Source organism: Cryobacterium sp. SO2 (assembly GCF_026151165.2).
GTDB lineage: Bacteria > Actinomycetota > Actinomycetes > Actinomycetales > Microbacteriaceae > Cryobacterium.
In genome coordinates this window covers 2189532-2204254 of the sequence record NZ_CP117849.1, presented here as the reverse complement: position 1 = coordinate 2204254, position 14723 = coordinate 2189532, and the positions used below count along the sequence as shown (strand labels likewise).

Here is a 14723-nt window from a genome sequence, read left to right as displayed (position 1 = left end):
CATATACCTGAGGGCAGCGAATCCACTTGCCCCACGGACTTGAGGAGCACCATGAGCGACACTGACATCACCACCATCCCCGGTTACAAGGCCGGTACCTGGACCATCGACCCGACGCACAGCGCGGTCGGCTTCAGCATCCGCCACATCATGATCAGCAAGGTCAAGGGCACCTTCGAGACCTTCGAGGCCACCTTCGTCACCACCGAGAACCCCCTCGAGACCAGCGTCACGGCCTCCGCCACCGTCGCGTCCATCAACACCAACGAGGCCAACCGCGACGGCCACCTGCGCACCGGCGACTTCTTCGACGCCGAGACCTACCCGACCATCGACTTCGTGTCGACCGGCGTGCGCGTTGTCAAGGGCGACTACCTCGTCGACGGCAACCTGACCATCAAGGGCATCACCAAGCCCGTCACCTTCGACTTCGACTTCGGCGGCTTCGGCGGAGACCCCTACGGCAACTACAAGTTCGGTGCCACGGCGAAGGCCGAGATCAACCGTGAAGACTTCGGTCTGACCTACAACGCCGCCCTCGAGACCGGCGGCGTGCTGCTCGGCGACAAGGTGACCATCACCCTCGACCTGCAGGGTGCTCTCCAGGCGTAAGCAGTCCTTCTCGCAAACGGGGATCCCACATGGTGGGGTCCCCGTTTTGTGTGTCCGGGACCTGTGCCTGCGCCCGGCGTCAGCCGACCACGACGCCGTCGGGGGTGGGTTTGATGACCCCGATCCGCCGCAGCACCAGGGCTACGAGAGGATCGACGGCGAACAGCAGGAAGGCCCACGAACCGAACACCGTCGCGAGCAGCACCACTCCGAGTGCTTGAGCGAGCGCGCTGGCGGCGTTGACCCGGCCGTTGTGCACGGCCTCGGCTGACGCGCCCTGCACCAGCCGGCGGCGCGGCGAGCTGGCATGGAACCACTGCCAGGTGCTGAAGAACACGATCAGGAAGAAGTTGACCGGCAGCAGGGTGCGTCCGATCAGGAAGCGGCTGAATTCGTCGTTGAGACTCGTGGTGAACGGCACCAGCACCACGGCCAGCAAGCGCAGGTTGTTCAGCCAGATGATGGTGGTGTCCACCCGGGGGATGAACTCGAACTGGCGCACGTGGATGAGCCAGAGCAGACCGAGCAGCAGGAAGCTGATCACGACATTGAGGATGCTGGGAGCCAGGGCCGACACCTGGTGCACGAGTTCGGCGTTGGTCCGGACGGCGCCGATCCCGTCCACGGACAGATTCAACACGAGCAGGGTCGCGGCGATGGCGAAGACGCCGTCGGTGTAAGCCTCCAGTCGCCGGGTGGAGAGCACCGTACGCCGATCCTGACTCGTCCTGCGCCCGGTGCCGCCGTCGTCGCTCACGGCCCCGCTGGAGGGCCCTGATGCCGGCGTGCCAGTCGCCGGAGGACCGGGCACCGGCATCTCGGGTTCTGACTCCGGCGCGCTCGGCATGCCGGCAGCCTACTCGCCGGTGATCTCCTCGCGTACGCGGCGCAGATCTTCCATGAGGGCGCCGATCAGGATCCAGTGCTGCGGGTGAGGGGTCATGATCATCAGCGGCGCCGTGAGCGCGAGCGGTTCCGCCGCTGGCGGCGCCTGCGCCGATGTGGAGGATTCCGGCGGCACCGTCAGGAGGCGCAGGTCGTGCGCGGCGCGCTCCAGCTCGATGGCGAAGGCCTGCACGGTGGGCTCGAGGTGTAGGGAATCGTCATAGTGGTCGCGCAACGCACGGGTCATGCCGAGGGCACGGGTCACCAGCGGCACGAGGCGGGCGTAGAGATCGGTGTCGGCGTCGAGCACCTCCCGGTGCCTGGCCTGGCGAGGATTGAGGGTGAGACTTTCCTCAGCCTGGCTGATGGCGCGTTCGGCCTTGGCGAGCATGGGGCGCAGCAGCCGGGCCTGGATCATGAGGGTCTCGAGGTCCGCGTACTTCTGCGGGCTCAGCAGGGCGGTCGCCACGCGGTCGAACGTCGCCGCTACCTCGAGGGTGAGCCTCGTGACGGCATCGTGGGCCGGCGTGAGCAGCACCGGCGGCACGATCAGGGCGTTGACGATGACGGCGATCGCCGCGCCGAGGATCGTCTCGATGATGCGGTCCCTGGCGTAGGTGGGGGTTGCGGCGCCGAGGGTGAGCACGAGCATCGCGCTGATCGGAATCTGGTTGGCCGAGCCAGGGGAGAGCTTGAGCGCCCAGGCGAGCAGGATGCAGAGCACGATGGCCGAGAGCACGATCCAGCTCGATTGGCCGAAGAGCAGTCCGATGCCGAGCGCCACGAGCACGCCTCCGACCACGCCGAGGCTGCGTTCGAGCGCTCGTCCGAGGGACTGGTTGACACTCGGTTGCACGACGAAGATGGCCGCCATGGCCGCGAAGATCGGCAGCTCGCCCGGCAGCAGCCACTGCGAGATGATCCAGGCCAGCGCAACGGCGACAGACGTCTTGAGGGTCTGCAGAAGCGGTATCCGTCTGGACACTCGCAGGTTGGCCGTTATTCGCACTGTCATAGGGTACAAGCCCGCCGGGGGTCGCCAGGGTCACCCGTCGGCGGCTCCGAGGTCGGCAGGGTCGCGAGCTGGAAGGACGTGCACGCGGCGGCCCAGGAACGCCGCGTATTCGTGCAGGGCGCGGGTGGTGCTCGCATCCGTGGCCGGGGACAATCGGGCGAAGGGGCCGGCTTCGAGCGTGATCCTGGCGGGCTGCCAGTCTCGGCGCCAGGTGCCGATAACGCGTCCGCCGCGGACCAGGAGGGGGAGGAAGATTCCGTTCCTTCCCGGGACGACGCGGGTCAGGTTCTCCGGCTCGATGGCGAAACTGCGGTCCCGGTAGCCGAGCAGGTGCTCGTCGAACCCGGGTAGCGCGAGGACGGCGTCCCGACCGCGTCCACGCGGCACGCGGCCGACGGGTCCGGTGTCGCTGGTCTGCGGGAAAAGGTGGGTCACGCCGTCGACCTCGAGGGCGGTCAGCTGCGGCCCGGCGACGGCCAGCGCCGTCTTCGCGTCGGCCATGGTGAGTTGGGACCACCAGGCGAAGTCGGTCAGTGCGGCAGGCCCGTGGCCGACCAGGTAGCGCAGGAGGAATTCCCCGAGGGCCTCGTCGTGGTCGAGCCGTCTGCTCTCCGGCACCCATTCATCCAGCAGCACGAGCATCTGTTGCGAGTCGAGCTGGCGTCCCCAGCACAGGGTGCCGGACTGGGCCAGGTGCCAGATCAGGTGATAGCCGCGCTGACCCGCGGTGTCGATGCCGTGGCGGGTCAGGAGATCCATGAAGGCGTTCCGGCTGAGTTCGCGCCCGCCGGTCAGTGCGGCGATCGCGATGTCTCTGGCCCTCTCGATGGTGGCCTCGTCGAGGTCGAGGTCTCGGCGCCGCGTCGCCTGGCCGGCCCAGAGCCGGGGCGTCGTGAGGTCGAGCATCCAGCGCAGGTCCGGCGCCGGCACCAGGTGCAGGGTCCCGCGCATCGGCCAGGACCGCACGATCCGGCCGGAATCGATGAGGTCGTCCACCTCGGCAGACGTGCTGCCGGGGGCGCGGACGGCCACTGCCCACTTCGCCCAGCGCAGGTCCTGGGCCTGCAGGGCGAGCATCCTGTCGACCACGCGCGCCGGATCGCTGCCGAGCGCCCCGGTCAGCGCCTGACTGTGCAGGCGACGCCGGGTGATGTCGGTGCGGGATGCGCGGGTCATGCCACCAGAGTGACAGGCGAGCAGGTCACCGCGCCAGTGGCCGGGCCGTGCCGCAGGTCAGCTGAGGTCAGGTTAGCTCAGGTCAGGTCAGGTCAGGTCAGGCCAGGTCGTCGTCGGTGCGAGCACCGAAGACGATCTCGTCCCAGCTCGGCATCGACGCACGGCCGCGGCGGCCGGTGTTGCCGGTGCGTGGTTGGCCGGTCGCTGCCTGGGTGGCCCACGCGTTGCGCGGCGCCTCCGGGGTGGCGGGAGTCGCTTCGGCGTCAGGTGCAGACTCGTCGACCAGACGGATGCCCGGTTCGGCGGCTGTCCGCTCGGCGACTGTCCGCTCGCCCACTGTCCGCTCGGCGCGGCGGGCATCCGTCACATGGGCGCCCGCGGTGTCCCCGGCTGCAGCTTCCCGCTCGCCGCGGCGGCGGCGGAGCGATTCCAGAAGGTCAGCGGTCTCGCTCAGGCTCTGCGGCGGTTCGTCCGCACGCTTGATGGCCGCCTTGGATACGGCCTCCGTGGTTCCGGCGGGCCTGGCGTACGGCACCGGGTCGTGCAGGGGAGCGGTGTCGTTGAGGATGTCGTCGGCGAGGGATTCCTTGAATGTGAACGCACCGCTGTCGAACCGGCTCACGTCGGCGAGGCTGGTTTCGGCCCCGACGGCCCGCAGTCGCGGAATGAGCGCACCCTTGAGTTCACCCTGCTGCGACAGGGCAATGGCCTCGCTGCCGATGGGGGAGAGCGAGTTCTTCTTGGGCTCGAAGCCCCAGCGCGCGTCGTGGTCGATGTCGTCGGCCGTGAAGGCGAGCTTCACGATCCAGCCGGCGCCGGGTTCCTTCCAGCTGGCCCAGCGTTCGTTGGACGCGCCGAGTGAGGCGAGGCGTTCGCGGATGACGCTGCCGAAGTTGGCGGGCTCGTCAACGGGCTCAGGGTCGATCGCGGTGTGCACGGGCACGCTCAGCGCCGAGGACACGATGTATTCGCGTTCGGCGACCACCGGTCCCTCGAACCTGCGCACGAAGTCGAGCGAAGCGCCGGTGACGGCCGCCACGTCCTCCGCAGACATGCCGGCGCGGATATGCGCCTGCACCTCCCGGGGCGACAACTTGGGCCGAACGGACGCATCCGTTTGGGTTTGGCGAAGCCGGGACTGGAGAACCGCATCGATGGGGATCCGAAAACGATCACCCTCCTCTGACGCTGCGAGCAGCGCGCCGTTCTCGACTCCGATAACTTTCAAATCCTGCATGGCGAAAGCCCTCTCGCGATCACTGATGGCCCAACCTTGCCATGCAAAGTAACCAAAACGGGGGAATACTGCGGGCGTGCCGCAAGTTGCTCCCATTGCCAACCTGAGAGGTTGGTGATTGGTTTGCTATTCCGCACGGATTGTTGCAAACTATGGCCGCCGATTTCGTTTATCGGCGTTAATGAAATGGATGGGCATGGCAACCGATTACGACGCACCGCGAAAGACCGAAGACGACTCAGAGTCGATCGAGGCCCTCAAGGAGCGTGTACCCGACAAGATGTCAGGTGTCGTTGATGTTGACGACTCCGACAACCCCGGTGGTTTCGACCTCCCGGGCGCCGATCTGTCCGACCTCGACCTCGACGTCGTCGTCCTGCCCCCGCAGGCCGACGAGTTCACCTGCGTGGAGTGCTTCCTCGTGAAGCACCGTTCGCAGATGTCGCACGAGACCAAGCTCGGCCCGGTCTGCCTGGAGTGCGACGCCTAGAAGCGCGCTTAGTTACTTGATGCTGGCCGTCGCGATCCATTGATCGCGGCGGCCATTTTCTGTGGCCGGCGGCTGGAGACGAGCCAGTACGGCGACGGATCGGTGGGGTCCTCCAGCGGGATCCGCACCACGGGGGCGATCCAGCCGCGAATCAGCAACCAAGCCCGGGCATCGAGCTTCTGGCCGCGTTCGAGCGTTGCGGCGTCGCCGTCGATCGCGATCGCCTCGCCGAGCAGCCTGGTCTCGATGCTGGCTGGTCCGGCGGTGAGGACCCCGCCGGAGATCTGCACTGTCGGCGACGCGAGCACCAGAAGCAGCGCGCTGCCCAGGTAGAGCCCCACCGCCGTCAGCACGCCCACAAGCAGTGAGATCGGCAGGAAGACCAGCAGGCTCGCGGGGATGACGAGGCCGATGATGAGGAAGAGCCATGGGGATGGCCAGAGTTTTTCGCGATATTCGGGCATGGCTCTATTCGATCAGATATCTGCACTACCCTCGACACGTGTCTGAAAGCGTCGAAGTCCTGATTACAGCGTCCGTTCTCCCGACATACGCCCACGCGGGCGACGCCGGTGCCGACCTTCACGCCGCGGAAGCGCTGATCCTGGCCCCCGGAGAGCGGGCCCTCATCGGCACCGGAGTGTCGATCGCTCTGCCCGACGGCTACGCCGCGTTCGTGGTCCCGCGCAGCGGGCTCGCGGCCAAGCACGGCGTCACCGTCGTGAATTCGCCGGGCACCGTCGACGCCGGCTACCGGGGCGAGATCAAGGTCTGCCTGCTCAACACCGACGGCACGACGCCGTTCACCGTCGCGGTGGGAGACCGGATCGCCCAGCTGATCGTGTCGCCCGTTGTACGCGCCCTGTTCGTCCCCGTCGAGCGCCTGCCCGGCAGCCAGCGCGGCGACGGCGGCTTCGGTTCGACGGGCGTCGCTCCGCGCGTCGCGGCAGCAGACGGCACCCCACACACCGAAACGGCTTCGCACCAGGCGGATGCCCACCAGAGCGGAGAAAACCTGTGAGTGACAACGTGAACCCAGACACGCGCTCGAGCACCGACACCACGGCCGACACCACGGCCGACACCAAGGCCGACATCAGGGCCGCCCGGAAGGCCGAGAAGGCCGAGAAGAAGGCGCGCAAGAACGCCGTCGCGCCCGTCGAGGCCGACGACGTCACCGGGACAGACCTCGCCGAGTCGTCACCGGCCGAGACCGATGGGGCCACCGAAGACCCGAACGCCAAGTCCGCACCGGAGGATCGTGAGGTCGACGGCCCCCTCGACGAATCGGAGGCGAACCCGGTTCGCCCTTACGTCGATCTCGGCGGCGTGAAGATCCTCCCTCGGGAAGGCCTGCACCTGCGCCTGGAGATCGAAGAAGGCAGCAAGCGCGTCGTCGCCATCGGCCTGGACTACGCCGGGTCGACGCTGCAGGTGCAGCCCTTCGCTGCCCCGCGCTCCAGCGGCCTGTGGCACGAGATCCGCACCCAGATCGCCGACCAGATCGCCAAGCAGGGCGGCTCCACGACACCGCGCGAAGGACCGTTCGGCCCCGAGCTCGTCGCGGAGATCCCCGTTGCGGCCGGACAGGGCCCCACCGGCACCACTCGGCTGGCGCGCTTCATCGGCGTGGATGGGCCGCGCTGGTTCCTGCGCGGCGTCATCGCGGGCGAAGGGGCCATCGACCCCGAGGCCGCCGCCCAGATCGAAGACCTGTTCCGCAGCATCGTCGTGGTGCGCGGCGCCTCGCCGATGCCGCCCCGCGACCTCATTCCGCTGCGGATGCCGGCCACCCCCGCCGGAAACCCCGAGCCGACCGGCGCCTGACCGCTTCACCGAAAGTTCTCCGATGACGGATTCCCCTTCAGCAGCCGAGCCCGACCCGCACACTCCCGCAGATCGGCCCGAACCGGCCACGGTGTCCGGCACCCTCGCCGACGGCATGGCGGCCGCGGCGCGCCGTGCCGGGTTCAGCCCGGCCGCCGACGGTGAGCCGATCAGCGGTCACGCCCTGATCGCGGCCATGGGCGGTGTGCGCGGGCTGGTCGAAGCCGTGCTGCCCGGGCTGGTGTTCCTCGTCACCTACACCTTCACCCGCGACCTGATCCCGTCCCTCATCGCGCCGGTCCTCATCGGCCTGGTGTTCTTCGTGCTCCGGCTGGCCAGGAAGCAGACCGTCACCCAGGCCGTTGGGGGACTCGTCGGCATCGGCATCAGCGCGGTCCTGGCACTGTTCACCGGCCGCGCAGAAGACTTCTACCTGCCGGGTTTCTGGACCAACGGCGCCTACGGGGCTGTCCTGCTGGTGTCGGCCCTCGTCGGCTGGCCGCTGATCGGTGTGGCGGTCGGCTTCCTGATGGGGGAGCAACTCGCCTGGCGGTCCGACCCGTCCAAGCGCCGGGTTCTGACGATCCTCACCTTCATGTGGGCCGGACTGTTCATCCTGCGTCTGGCCGTGCAGCTCCCGCTCTACTACGCCGGCAACGTCGAGTGGCTGGGCGCGACCAAGCTGCTCATGGGCATCCCGCTCTACGCACCGCTCCTCGTGCTCTCCTGGCTGATGGTGCGCTCCGTCTACGCCGCCACGGCCGCCCAGGAACCACGGACGACCTCCGGCCAGTAACCGCCAGAACGTCCGGCGGGGACGTGCCGCGTCAGGGACCCAACCCGGGCATCGATGGTATAGTTATCTTGACGTCAAGATAGTTTGGTAAGGCTACCCTTGCTGGCTAAAGCTGGCGTCCCTTGGTCAGGATTGAGGATTGCGGACGGTATTCCGTCGGTTTCCACGAAGGAGAGGGCATCGTGTCTGCTGTTAATAGTTTTGGAGCTCGGGATACCCTGCGCGTCGGGTCGACGGACTATGAGGTCTTCCGCCTTGACGCTGTCGCCGGGTATGAGAAGCTGCCGTTCAGCCTCAAGGTGCTGCTGGAGAACCTCCTCCGCACCGAAGACGGTGCGAACATCACCGCCGACCACATCCGCGCCCTCGGCGCGTGGGTTCCCACGGCCGACCCCGACACCGAGATCCAGTTCACGCCGGCCCGCGTGATCATGCAGGACTTCACCGGCGTGCCGTGCATCGTCGACCTCGCCACCATGCGTGAGGCAGTCGCGGCCCTCGGCGGCGACCCCAACACCATCAACCCGCTCGCCCCGGCCGAGATGGTGATCGACCACTCCGTGATCGCCGACCTGTTCGGAAGCGACAACGCCCTCGAGCGCAACGTCGAGCTCGAGTACCAGCGCAACGGCGAGCGGTACCAGTTCCTGCGCTGGGGCCAGACCGCGTTCAACGACTTCAAGGTCGTGCCGCCGGGCACCGGCATCGTGCACCAGGTGAACATCGAGTACCTGGCCCGCGTCACCTTCACGCGTGAAGTGAACGGCGTGCTCCGTGCCTACCCGGACACCTGCGTCGGCACCGACTCGCACACCACCATGGTCAACGGCCTGGGCGTGCTCGGCTGGGGCGTCGGCGGCATCGAGGCCGAGGCGGCCATGCTCGGCCAGCCCGTCTCGATGCTCATCCCCAAGGTCGTCGGCTTCAAGCTCAACGGTGCGATCCCCACCGGCGTGACCGCGACGGATGTGGTGCTCACCATCACCCAGATGCTGCGCAAGCACGGCGTGGTGGGCAAGTTCGTTGAATTCTACGGCGAGGGCGTCGCCCAGGTGCCGCTGGCCAACCGTGCCACCATCGGCAACATGAGCCCGGAGTTCGGCTCGACCGCGGCCATGTTCCCCATCGACGACGTCACCCTCGACTACCTGCGCCTCACCGGCCGCAGCGAGGACCAGGTCGCGCTCGTCGAGGCCTACTCCAAGCTGCAGGGCCTCTGGCACGACGCAGCGCAGGAGCCCGTCTTCAGCGAATACCTCGAGCTCGACCTCGGCACCGTCGTGCCGTCGATCGCCGGCCCGAAGCGCCCGCAGGACCGCGTGGAACTCAGCAACGCCAAGTCCCAGTTCGAAATCGACCTGCAGAACTACGCCACCCACGACCTGTCCATGGTGGACGCGGCCGTTGAGGCATCCTTCCCGGCCTCGGACCCGATCGGTTTCACCGCGCAGGACGAACAGACCGCCCACCAGATCTCGCACCAGCATGTGAGCCACGCTCCCGTCTCGGTGTCGAGCCCTGTTCCCATCACAACCGCCGATGGCGCGAGCTACACCCTCGATCACGGCGCCGTCGCCGTCGCGGCCATCACCTCCTGCACCAACACGTCCAACCCGTCCGTGATGCTCGCCGCCGGCCTGCTGGCGCGGAACGCCGTGAGGAAGGGCCTCAAGTCCAAGCCCTGGGTCAAGACCACCCTCGCGCCGGGCTCCAAGGTCGTCACCGACTACTACGCCAAGGCCGGCCTCACCGACGACCTCGAGGCCCTCGGTTTCTACACCGTCGGTTACGGCTGCACTGTCTGTATCGGCAACACAGGTCCGCTGATCGACGAGGTCTCCGCGGCGATCAACGACAACGACCTCGCTGTCACCGCCGTGCTCTCCGGAAACCGCAACTTCGAGGGCCGCATCAGCCCCGACGTCAAGATGAATTACCTCGCCAGCCCGCCGCTGGTGATCGCGTACGCCCTGGCCGGGTCGATGAACTTCGACTTCGACACCGACGCCCTCGGCATCGGCAGCGACGGCAACGAGGTCTTCCTCAAGGACATTTGGCCGGACTCCGCCGAGGTGCAGTCCACGATCGACAGCTCCATCGACACCGCCATGTTCACCAAGGAATACGGCGAGGTCTTCGCCGGCGACGAGCGCTGGCGCTCCCTGCCGACGCCGGACAGCGAGGTCTTCGAATGGGACCCGAAGTCCACCTACGTGCGGAAGCCCCCGTACTTCGACGGCATGACGCTGGAGACCAGCCCGGTCTCCGACATCGTCGGCGCCCGGGTGCTCGCCAAGCTCGGCGACTCCGTCACCACCGACCACATCAGCCCGGCCGGCAACATCAAGGCCGACAGCCCGGCCGGCGCCTACCTGATGGAGCACGGCGTCGAACGTGCCGACTTCAACTCCTACGGCTCCCGCCGCGGCAACCACGAGATCATGATCCGGGGCACCTTCGCCAACATCCGCCTGCGCAACCAGCTTCTCGACGGCGTCGAGGGCGGTTACACCCGCGACTTCACCAGGCCGGATGCGCCGCAGTCGTTCATCTACGACGCCAGCCAGAACTACCAGGCCGCCGGCACCCCGCTGGTGATCTTCGGCGGCAAGGAGTACGGCTCCGGCTCGTCGCGTGACTGGGCGGCCAAGGGAACCAGCCTGCTGGGCGTCAAGGCGGTCATCACCGAGAGCTTCGAGCGCATCCACCGCTCCAACCTCATCGGCATGGGCGTCGTCCCGCTGCAGTTCCCCGCCGGCGAGAGCTGGGCGTCGCTGGGCCTGGACGGCACCGAGACCGTGACGATCACGGGCATCGAGGAGCTCAACGAGGGCCGCACCCCCAAGACCGTGCGCGTCGTCGCGTCGCCGACCGAGCACTCGGCAGCCGGCAAGGCCGTCGTCGAGTTCGACGCCGTCGTGCGCATCGACACACCCGGTGAGGCCGACTACTACCGCAATGGCGGCATCCTGCAGTACGTGCTGCGTTCGCTGGTGGTCTAACCGCTAACTCGCAGGAATGCCGCAGGCTGGCGCGTAGACTCGGGGAATCCGAACTGCGCGCCAGTTCTGCGTCAGCGCGAGCCGTTCGTTGTAGCAAACGTGAAAGGTAGTGCCCATGACCCTTCTGGAGACGATCCACGGTCCCCGGGACCTCGACGGTCTCACGAAGGAGCAGCTCGTTGAGCTCGCCGCAGAGGTTCGCGCCTTCCTGGTGGCGGAAATCTCGAAGACCGGCGGACACCTGGGCCCCAACCTCGGCGTGGTCGAGATGACCATCGCCATCCACCGGCTCTTCGACTCCCCGCGTGACGCCATCGTGTTCGACACCGGGCACCAGTCCTACGTGCACAAGATGCTCACCGGTCGGCAGGACTTCAGTCGGCTGCGGCAGACCGGCGGCCTGGCCGGTTACCCGCAGCGCCGCGAGTCCGAGCATGACATCGTCGAAAGCTCGCACGCCTCCAGCTCGCTGTCCTGGGCAGACGGTATCTCCCGCGCGTTCGAGATGACCGGTCAGAGCGACAGGCACGTCATCGCCGTCGTCGGCGACGGGTCGCTCACCGGCGGCATGACCTGGGAAGCGCTCAACAACATCAGCGACGACAACAACCGCCGCCTGATCATCGTCATCAACGACAACGGTCGCTCCTACGCGCCCACCATCGGCGGGATGGCCCGGTTCCTCAACACGGTGCGGCTGCGCGCCGGCTACAAGGCCGCGTACATCACCAGCCGTCAGGCGTTCGACCACATGGGCGCGCCGGCCCGGGCCATCTTCCGCGGGGTCCGCGGCGGGCTGCACGGCTTCCTCAGCCGGTTCTCCAACAACGAGGCGCTCTACTCCAACCTCGACATCAAGTACATCGGCCCGGTCGACGGACACGACATGGAGGCCATGCTCGAGGCCCTCACGCAGGCCAAGGCCTACGGGGCGCCGGTGATCGTGCACACCATCACCCAGAAGGGCAAGGGCTACGACCCGGCCGTGCAGGACGTCGCCGATCAGTTCCACGCCGTCGGTGTCATCGACCCCGAGACCGGGGAGCCGACCGAATCGGCCGGAGCTCCGTCCTGGACCTCGGTGTTCGCCGACGAGCTGTTGAACCTGGCCACCGCGAACCCCAAGCTCGTCGCCATCACGGCCGCCATGCTGCGGCCCACCGGCCTGCACAAGATGGCCGAACGTTTTCCGGAGCGCGTGCACGATGTGGGTATCGCCGAGCAGCACGCCGTGACCAGTGCCGCCGGCCTCGCCTTCGGCGGCCTGCACCCCGTTGTGGCCCTCTACGCCACTTTCATCAACCGCGCCTTCGACCAGGTGCTGATGGATGTTGCCCTGCACCGCGCCGGCGTCACCTTCGTGCTCGACCGGGCCGGGGTGACCGGGCCGGACGGCCCCAGCCACCACGGCATGTGGGACCTGGCCATCCTGCAGGTGATCCCGCACATCAGGCTCGCCGCGCCGCGTGACTCCACCCGCCTGCGTGAGGAGCTCGGCGAGGCCGTCCTCGTCGATGACGGCCCCACCGTGCTGCGCTTCCCCAAGGGCTCGACCGGCGTCGAGTTCGACGCCCTGGAGCGCCTGGACGACGGCGTCGACGTGCTGCTGCGCAGCTCGCAGCAGGATGTGCTCATCGTCACCGTCGGCCCGATGGCGGGCATGGGACTCGACGTCGCTGAGCGGCTCGCCGCCCAGGGCATCGGCGCCACCGTCGTCGACCCGCGTTGGGTGGTCCCCGTGCCGCAGAGCATCATCGAGCTCGCCGCCCAGCATCGCATCGTTGTGAGCATCGAAGACGGCATCAGGGTCGGCGGCATCGGCACCCGGATCCGCCAGGACCTGCGCGAAGCCGGCGTCGACACCGCCGTCACCGAGCTCGGCCTGCCGGACGAGTTCCTCGACCACGGCACCCGTGCCGAGATCCTTGAACGGGTGGGCCTGACCCCGCAGCACATCGCTCGCGACGTCGTGGCGATGGTGCTCGGCAGCAAGCTGCCGCACGCGCGTGCCCTGCCCGCGGACGCCGACCGGTCCGACACCGGCACGGTTCCCCTGCAGCGCGCTCCGCGCGACTAGCCGCACCCCACCCGCGCGCACAACTGTTCCCGAAACGGACAAATGTGGCCGGTGTGCCAGCCACATTTGTCCGGAACGGGAACAGTTGCGCGACGACTTGACTTCGAGCGCGCTCTAAGTTCTAGGGTTGCTGCATGACCCCACACGATGAAGAGCTCGCCATCTCGGAGGTCGCCGAGCGCACCGGACTCACGGTCCACACGCTGCGGTACTACGAACGGGCGGGGCTCATGCTCGCCCCCATCCAGCGGGCGTCGTCCAGCCACCGCGCGTACAGGGCGCAGGACGTGACCTGGATCATCTTCCTGACCAAACTGCGCAGCACCTCGTTGCCGATCAAAAAGGTGAAGGAGTACGCCGACCTCGCGCGGCGCGGCGACGACACCAGGGCCGACCGTCTGGAACTTCTGCAACGGCACCGCATTACCGTCGCGGCCCAGCTCGCCGAGATGCAGGCGAGCCTCGCCGCCATCGACCACAAGATCTCCCTCTATTCCGAAAGGACCCCATCCGCATGAAGCGCATCACCCTGGGCACCACCAGTCCACTCGAGGTCGGTCGGCTCGGCCTCGGCTGCATGGGAATGTCGGCGTTCTACTCCGGCGCCGGCACGGACGACGCCGAGTCGATCCGCACCATCCACCGCGCCATCGATCTCGGGGTGACCCTTTTCGACACGGCCGAGATCTACGGACCGTACCTCAACGAGGAACTCCTCGGCCGGGCTCTGGCCGGTCGCCGGGACGACGTCGTGATCGCGACGAAGTTCGGCACGATCCTGCACCGCACCGACGGAACCAGGGGACTCGACGGCAGCCCGGAGAACGTGCGGTTTTCCGTGCAGGGCTCACTGGCCCGGCTCGGCACCGATCACATCGACCTGTACTACCAGCACCGGATGGATCCGGGCGTGCCAGTCGAAGACACGGTCGGCGCCCTCGCCGACCTCATCACCGAGGGCCTGATCGGCCACTACGGCCTGTCGGAGGCCGCGCCTGACACCATCAGGCGCGCACAGTCGGTTCACCCCGTCACCGCGCTGCAGACCGAGTACTCGCTGTGGAGCCGCGACCCCGAGCTCGAACTGCTGCCGCTCGTGCGCGAGCTCGGGATCGGCTTCGTGCCGTACTCGCCGCTGGGCCGTGGATTCCTGACCGGAACCATCCGCTCGGTCGATCAGCTGGACGCGGGCGACTTCCGCCGCGACAATCCCCGCTTCGCCGGTGACAACCTCGCCGCGAACATCCGCATCGTCGAGCAGGTCGACACCGTGGCGGCGGAACTGGACGCGACACCGGCCCAGGTGGCACTGGCCTGGCTGCTCGCGCAGGGTGAGGACATCGCCCCGATCCCCGGGACCAAGCGGGTCGCCCGGCTCGACGAGAACGTGGCGGCGGATGCATTGGTCCTCAGCGCCGCCCAGCTCGCCACCCTCGACGCCATCGGCGCTCCCGCCGGCGACCGCTACGCCGACATGACCCCCCTCAACCGGTAGCCGCACCGGCACCGCCGCAACTGGTGCCGAATCGGACAAATGTGGCCGGTGTGCCGGCCACATTTGTCCGCAACGGGAACAGCTGGCGCGCGGATTGCGCGGGGGAGAGGG

Annotated in this window: 14 protein-coding genes; 9 read left to right on the top strand and 5 right to left on the bottom strand. The window is 67.9% G+C overall.

The window, feature by feature from the left end; all coding sequences use genetic code 11:
- The first annotated feature begins 51 nt into the window (after positions 1-51).
- Complete coding sequence (locus tag BJQ94_RS10170; protein WP_265398668.1) at positions 52-612, top strand: YceI family protein; 561 nt, start codon at positions 52-54, stop codon at positions 610-612.
- Positions 613-691: 79 nt separating this feature from the next.
- Here BJQ94_RS10170 and BJQ94_RS10165 read toward each other — a convergent pair whose 3' ends face one another.
- The 4 genes from BJQ94_RS10165 to sepH form a co-directional block, all read right to left on the bottom strand.
- Positions 692-1369, bottom strand: coding sequence for a TMEM175 family protein (locus BJQ94_RS10165; RefSeq protein ID WP_265398669.1), 678 nt, complete (start codon positions 1367-1369; stop codon positions 692-694).
- 99 nt (positions 1370-1468) lie between these two features.
- Positions 1469-2512, bottom strand: coding sequence for an FUSC family protein (locus BJQ94_RS10160; RefSeq protein WP_345893436.1), 1044 nt, complete (start codon positions 2510-2512; stop codon positions 1469-1471).
- A 30-nt stretch (positions 2513-2542) separates the two neighbouring features.
- Positions 2543-3688, bottom strand: coding sequence for a winged helix DNA-binding domain-containing protein (locus BJQ94_RS10155; protein WP_265398671.1), 1146 nt, complete (start codon positions 3686-3688; stop codon positions 2543-2545).
- 97 nt (positions 3689-3785) lie between these two features.
- Complete coding sequence (gene sepH, locus BJQ94_RS10150; protein ID WP_265398672.1) at positions 3786-4925, bottom strand: septation protein SepH; 1140 nt, start codon at positions 4923-4925, stop codon at positions 3786-3788.
- 196 nt (positions 4926-5121) lie between these two features.
- Here sepH and BJQ94_RS10145 point away from each other — a divergent pair, with 196 nt between their 5' ends.
- Positions 5122-5415 carry a DUF4193 domain-containing protein gene (locus tag BJQ94_RS10145; protein WP_066599570.1) on the top strand — a complete coding sequence of 98 codons (294 nt, stop codon included), beginning with the start codon at positions 5122-5124 and terminating at the stop codon, positions 5413-5415.
- An 8-nt stretch (positions 5416-5423) separates the two neighbouring features.
- On the opposite strand, the gene BJQ94_RS10140 is transcribed toward BJQ94_RS10145, so the two are convergent.
- Complete coding sequence (locus BJQ94_RS10140) at positions 5424-5879, bottom strand: DUF3093 domain-containing protein (RefSeq protein WP_265398673.1); 456 nt, start codon at positions 5877-5879, stop codon at positions 5424-5426.
- A 38-nt stretch (positions 5880-5917) separates the two neighbouring features.
- Here BJQ94_RS10140 and dut point away from each other — a divergent pair, with 38 nt between their 5' ends.
- The 7 genes from dut to BJQ94_RS10105 all read left to right on the top strand — a co-directional run bounded on the left by dut (position 5918) and on the right by BJQ94_RS10105 (position 14612).
- Complete coding sequence (gene dut, locus BJQ94_RS10135; RefSeq protein WP_265398674.1) at positions 5918-6436, top strand: dUTP diphosphatase; 519 nt, start codon at positions 5918-5920, stop codon at positions 6434-6436.
- Positions 6437-6444: 8 nt separating this feature from the next.
- Complete coding sequence (locus tag BJQ94_RS10130) at positions 6445-7242, top strand: DUF3710 domain-containing protein (protein ID WP_275875466.1); 798 nt, start codon at positions 6445-6447, stop codon at positions 7240-7242.
- 22 nt (positions 7243-7264) lie between these two features.
- The gene (locus BJQ94_RS10125) at positions 7265-8038 is read left to right on the top strand and encodes a DUF3159 domain-containing protein (RefSeq protein ID WP_265398676.1); all 774 of its coding nucleotides are present in this window, start codon (positions 7265-7267) and stop codon (positions 8036-8038) included.
- Between the two features lie 182 nt (positions 8039-8220).
- Positions 8221-11040: an aconitate hydratase AcnA gene (gene acnA / locus BJQ94_RS10120; protein WP_275875465.1), complete on the top strand. Its 2820-nt coding sequence runs from the start codon at positions 8221-8223 to the stop codon at positions 11038-11040.
- Between the two features lie 115 nt (positions 11041-11155).
- Positions 11156-13117: a 1-deoxy-D-xylulose-5-phosphate synthase gene (gene dxs, locus BJQ94_RS10115; RefSeq protein ID WP_265398677.1), complete on the top strand. Its 1962-nt coding sequence runs from the start codon at positions 11156-11158 to the stop codon at positions 13115-13117.
- Between the two features lie 134 nt (positions 13118-13251).
- Entirely contained in the window at positions 13252-13635 is a 384-nt protein-coding gene (locus tag BJQ94_RS10110; RefSeq protein WP_265398678.1) for a MerR family transcriptional regulator, read from the top strand.
- The gene (locus BJQ94_RS10105) at positions 13632-14612 is read left to right on the top strand and encodes an aldo/keto reductase (RefSeq protein ID WP_265398679.1); all 981 of its coding nucleotides are present in this window, start codon (positions 13632-13634) and stop codon (positions 14610-14612) included. Before BJQ94_RS10110 ends, BJQ94_RS10105 begins: the two co-directional genes overlap by 4 nt.
- Positions 14613-14723 lie beyond the last annotated feature (111 nt).

Bases quoted from the DNA above. Each gene is read 5' to 3' on its own strand.
- BJQ94_RS10170 (WP_265398668.1), top strand. From the start codon at position 52: ATGAGCGACACTGACATCACCACCATCCCCGGTTACAAGGCCGGTACC.
- BJQ94_RS10160 (WP_345893436.1), bottom strand. From the start codon at position 2,512: ATGACAGTGCGAATAACGGCCAACCTGCGAGTGTCCAGACGGATACCG.
- BJQ94_RS10155 (WP_265398671.1), bottom strand. From the start codon at position 3,688: ATGACCCGCGCATCCCGCACCGACATCACCCGGCGTCGCCTGCACAGT.
- sepH (WP_265398672.1), bottom strand. From the start codon at position 4,925: ATGCAGGATTTGAAAGTTATCGGAGTCGAGAACGGCGCGCTGCTCGCA.
- BJQ94_RS10145 (WP_066599570.1), top strand. From the start codon at position 5,122: ATGGCAACCGATTACGACGCACCGCGAAAGACCGAAGACGACTCAGAG.
- BJQ94_RS10140 (WP_265398673.1), bottom strand. From the start codon at position 5,879: ATGCCCGAATATCGCGAAAAACTCTGGCCATCCCCATGGCTCTTCCTC.
- BJQ94_RS10125 (WP_265398676.1), top strand. From the start codon at position 7,265: ATGACGGATTCCCCTTCAGCAGCCGAGCCCGACCCGCACACTCCCGCA.
- dxs (WP_265398677.1), top strand. From the start codon at position 11,156: ATGACCCTTCTGGAGACGATCCACGGTCCCCGGGACCTCGACGGTCTC.
- BJQ94_RS10110 (WP_265398678.1), top strand. From the start codon at position 13,252: ATGACCCCACACGATGAAGAGCTCGCCATCTCGGAGGTCGCCGAGCGC.
- BJQ94_RS10105 (WP_265398679.1), top strand. From the start codon at position 13,632: ATGAAGCGCATCACCCTGGGCACCACCAGTCCACTCGAGGTCGGTCGG.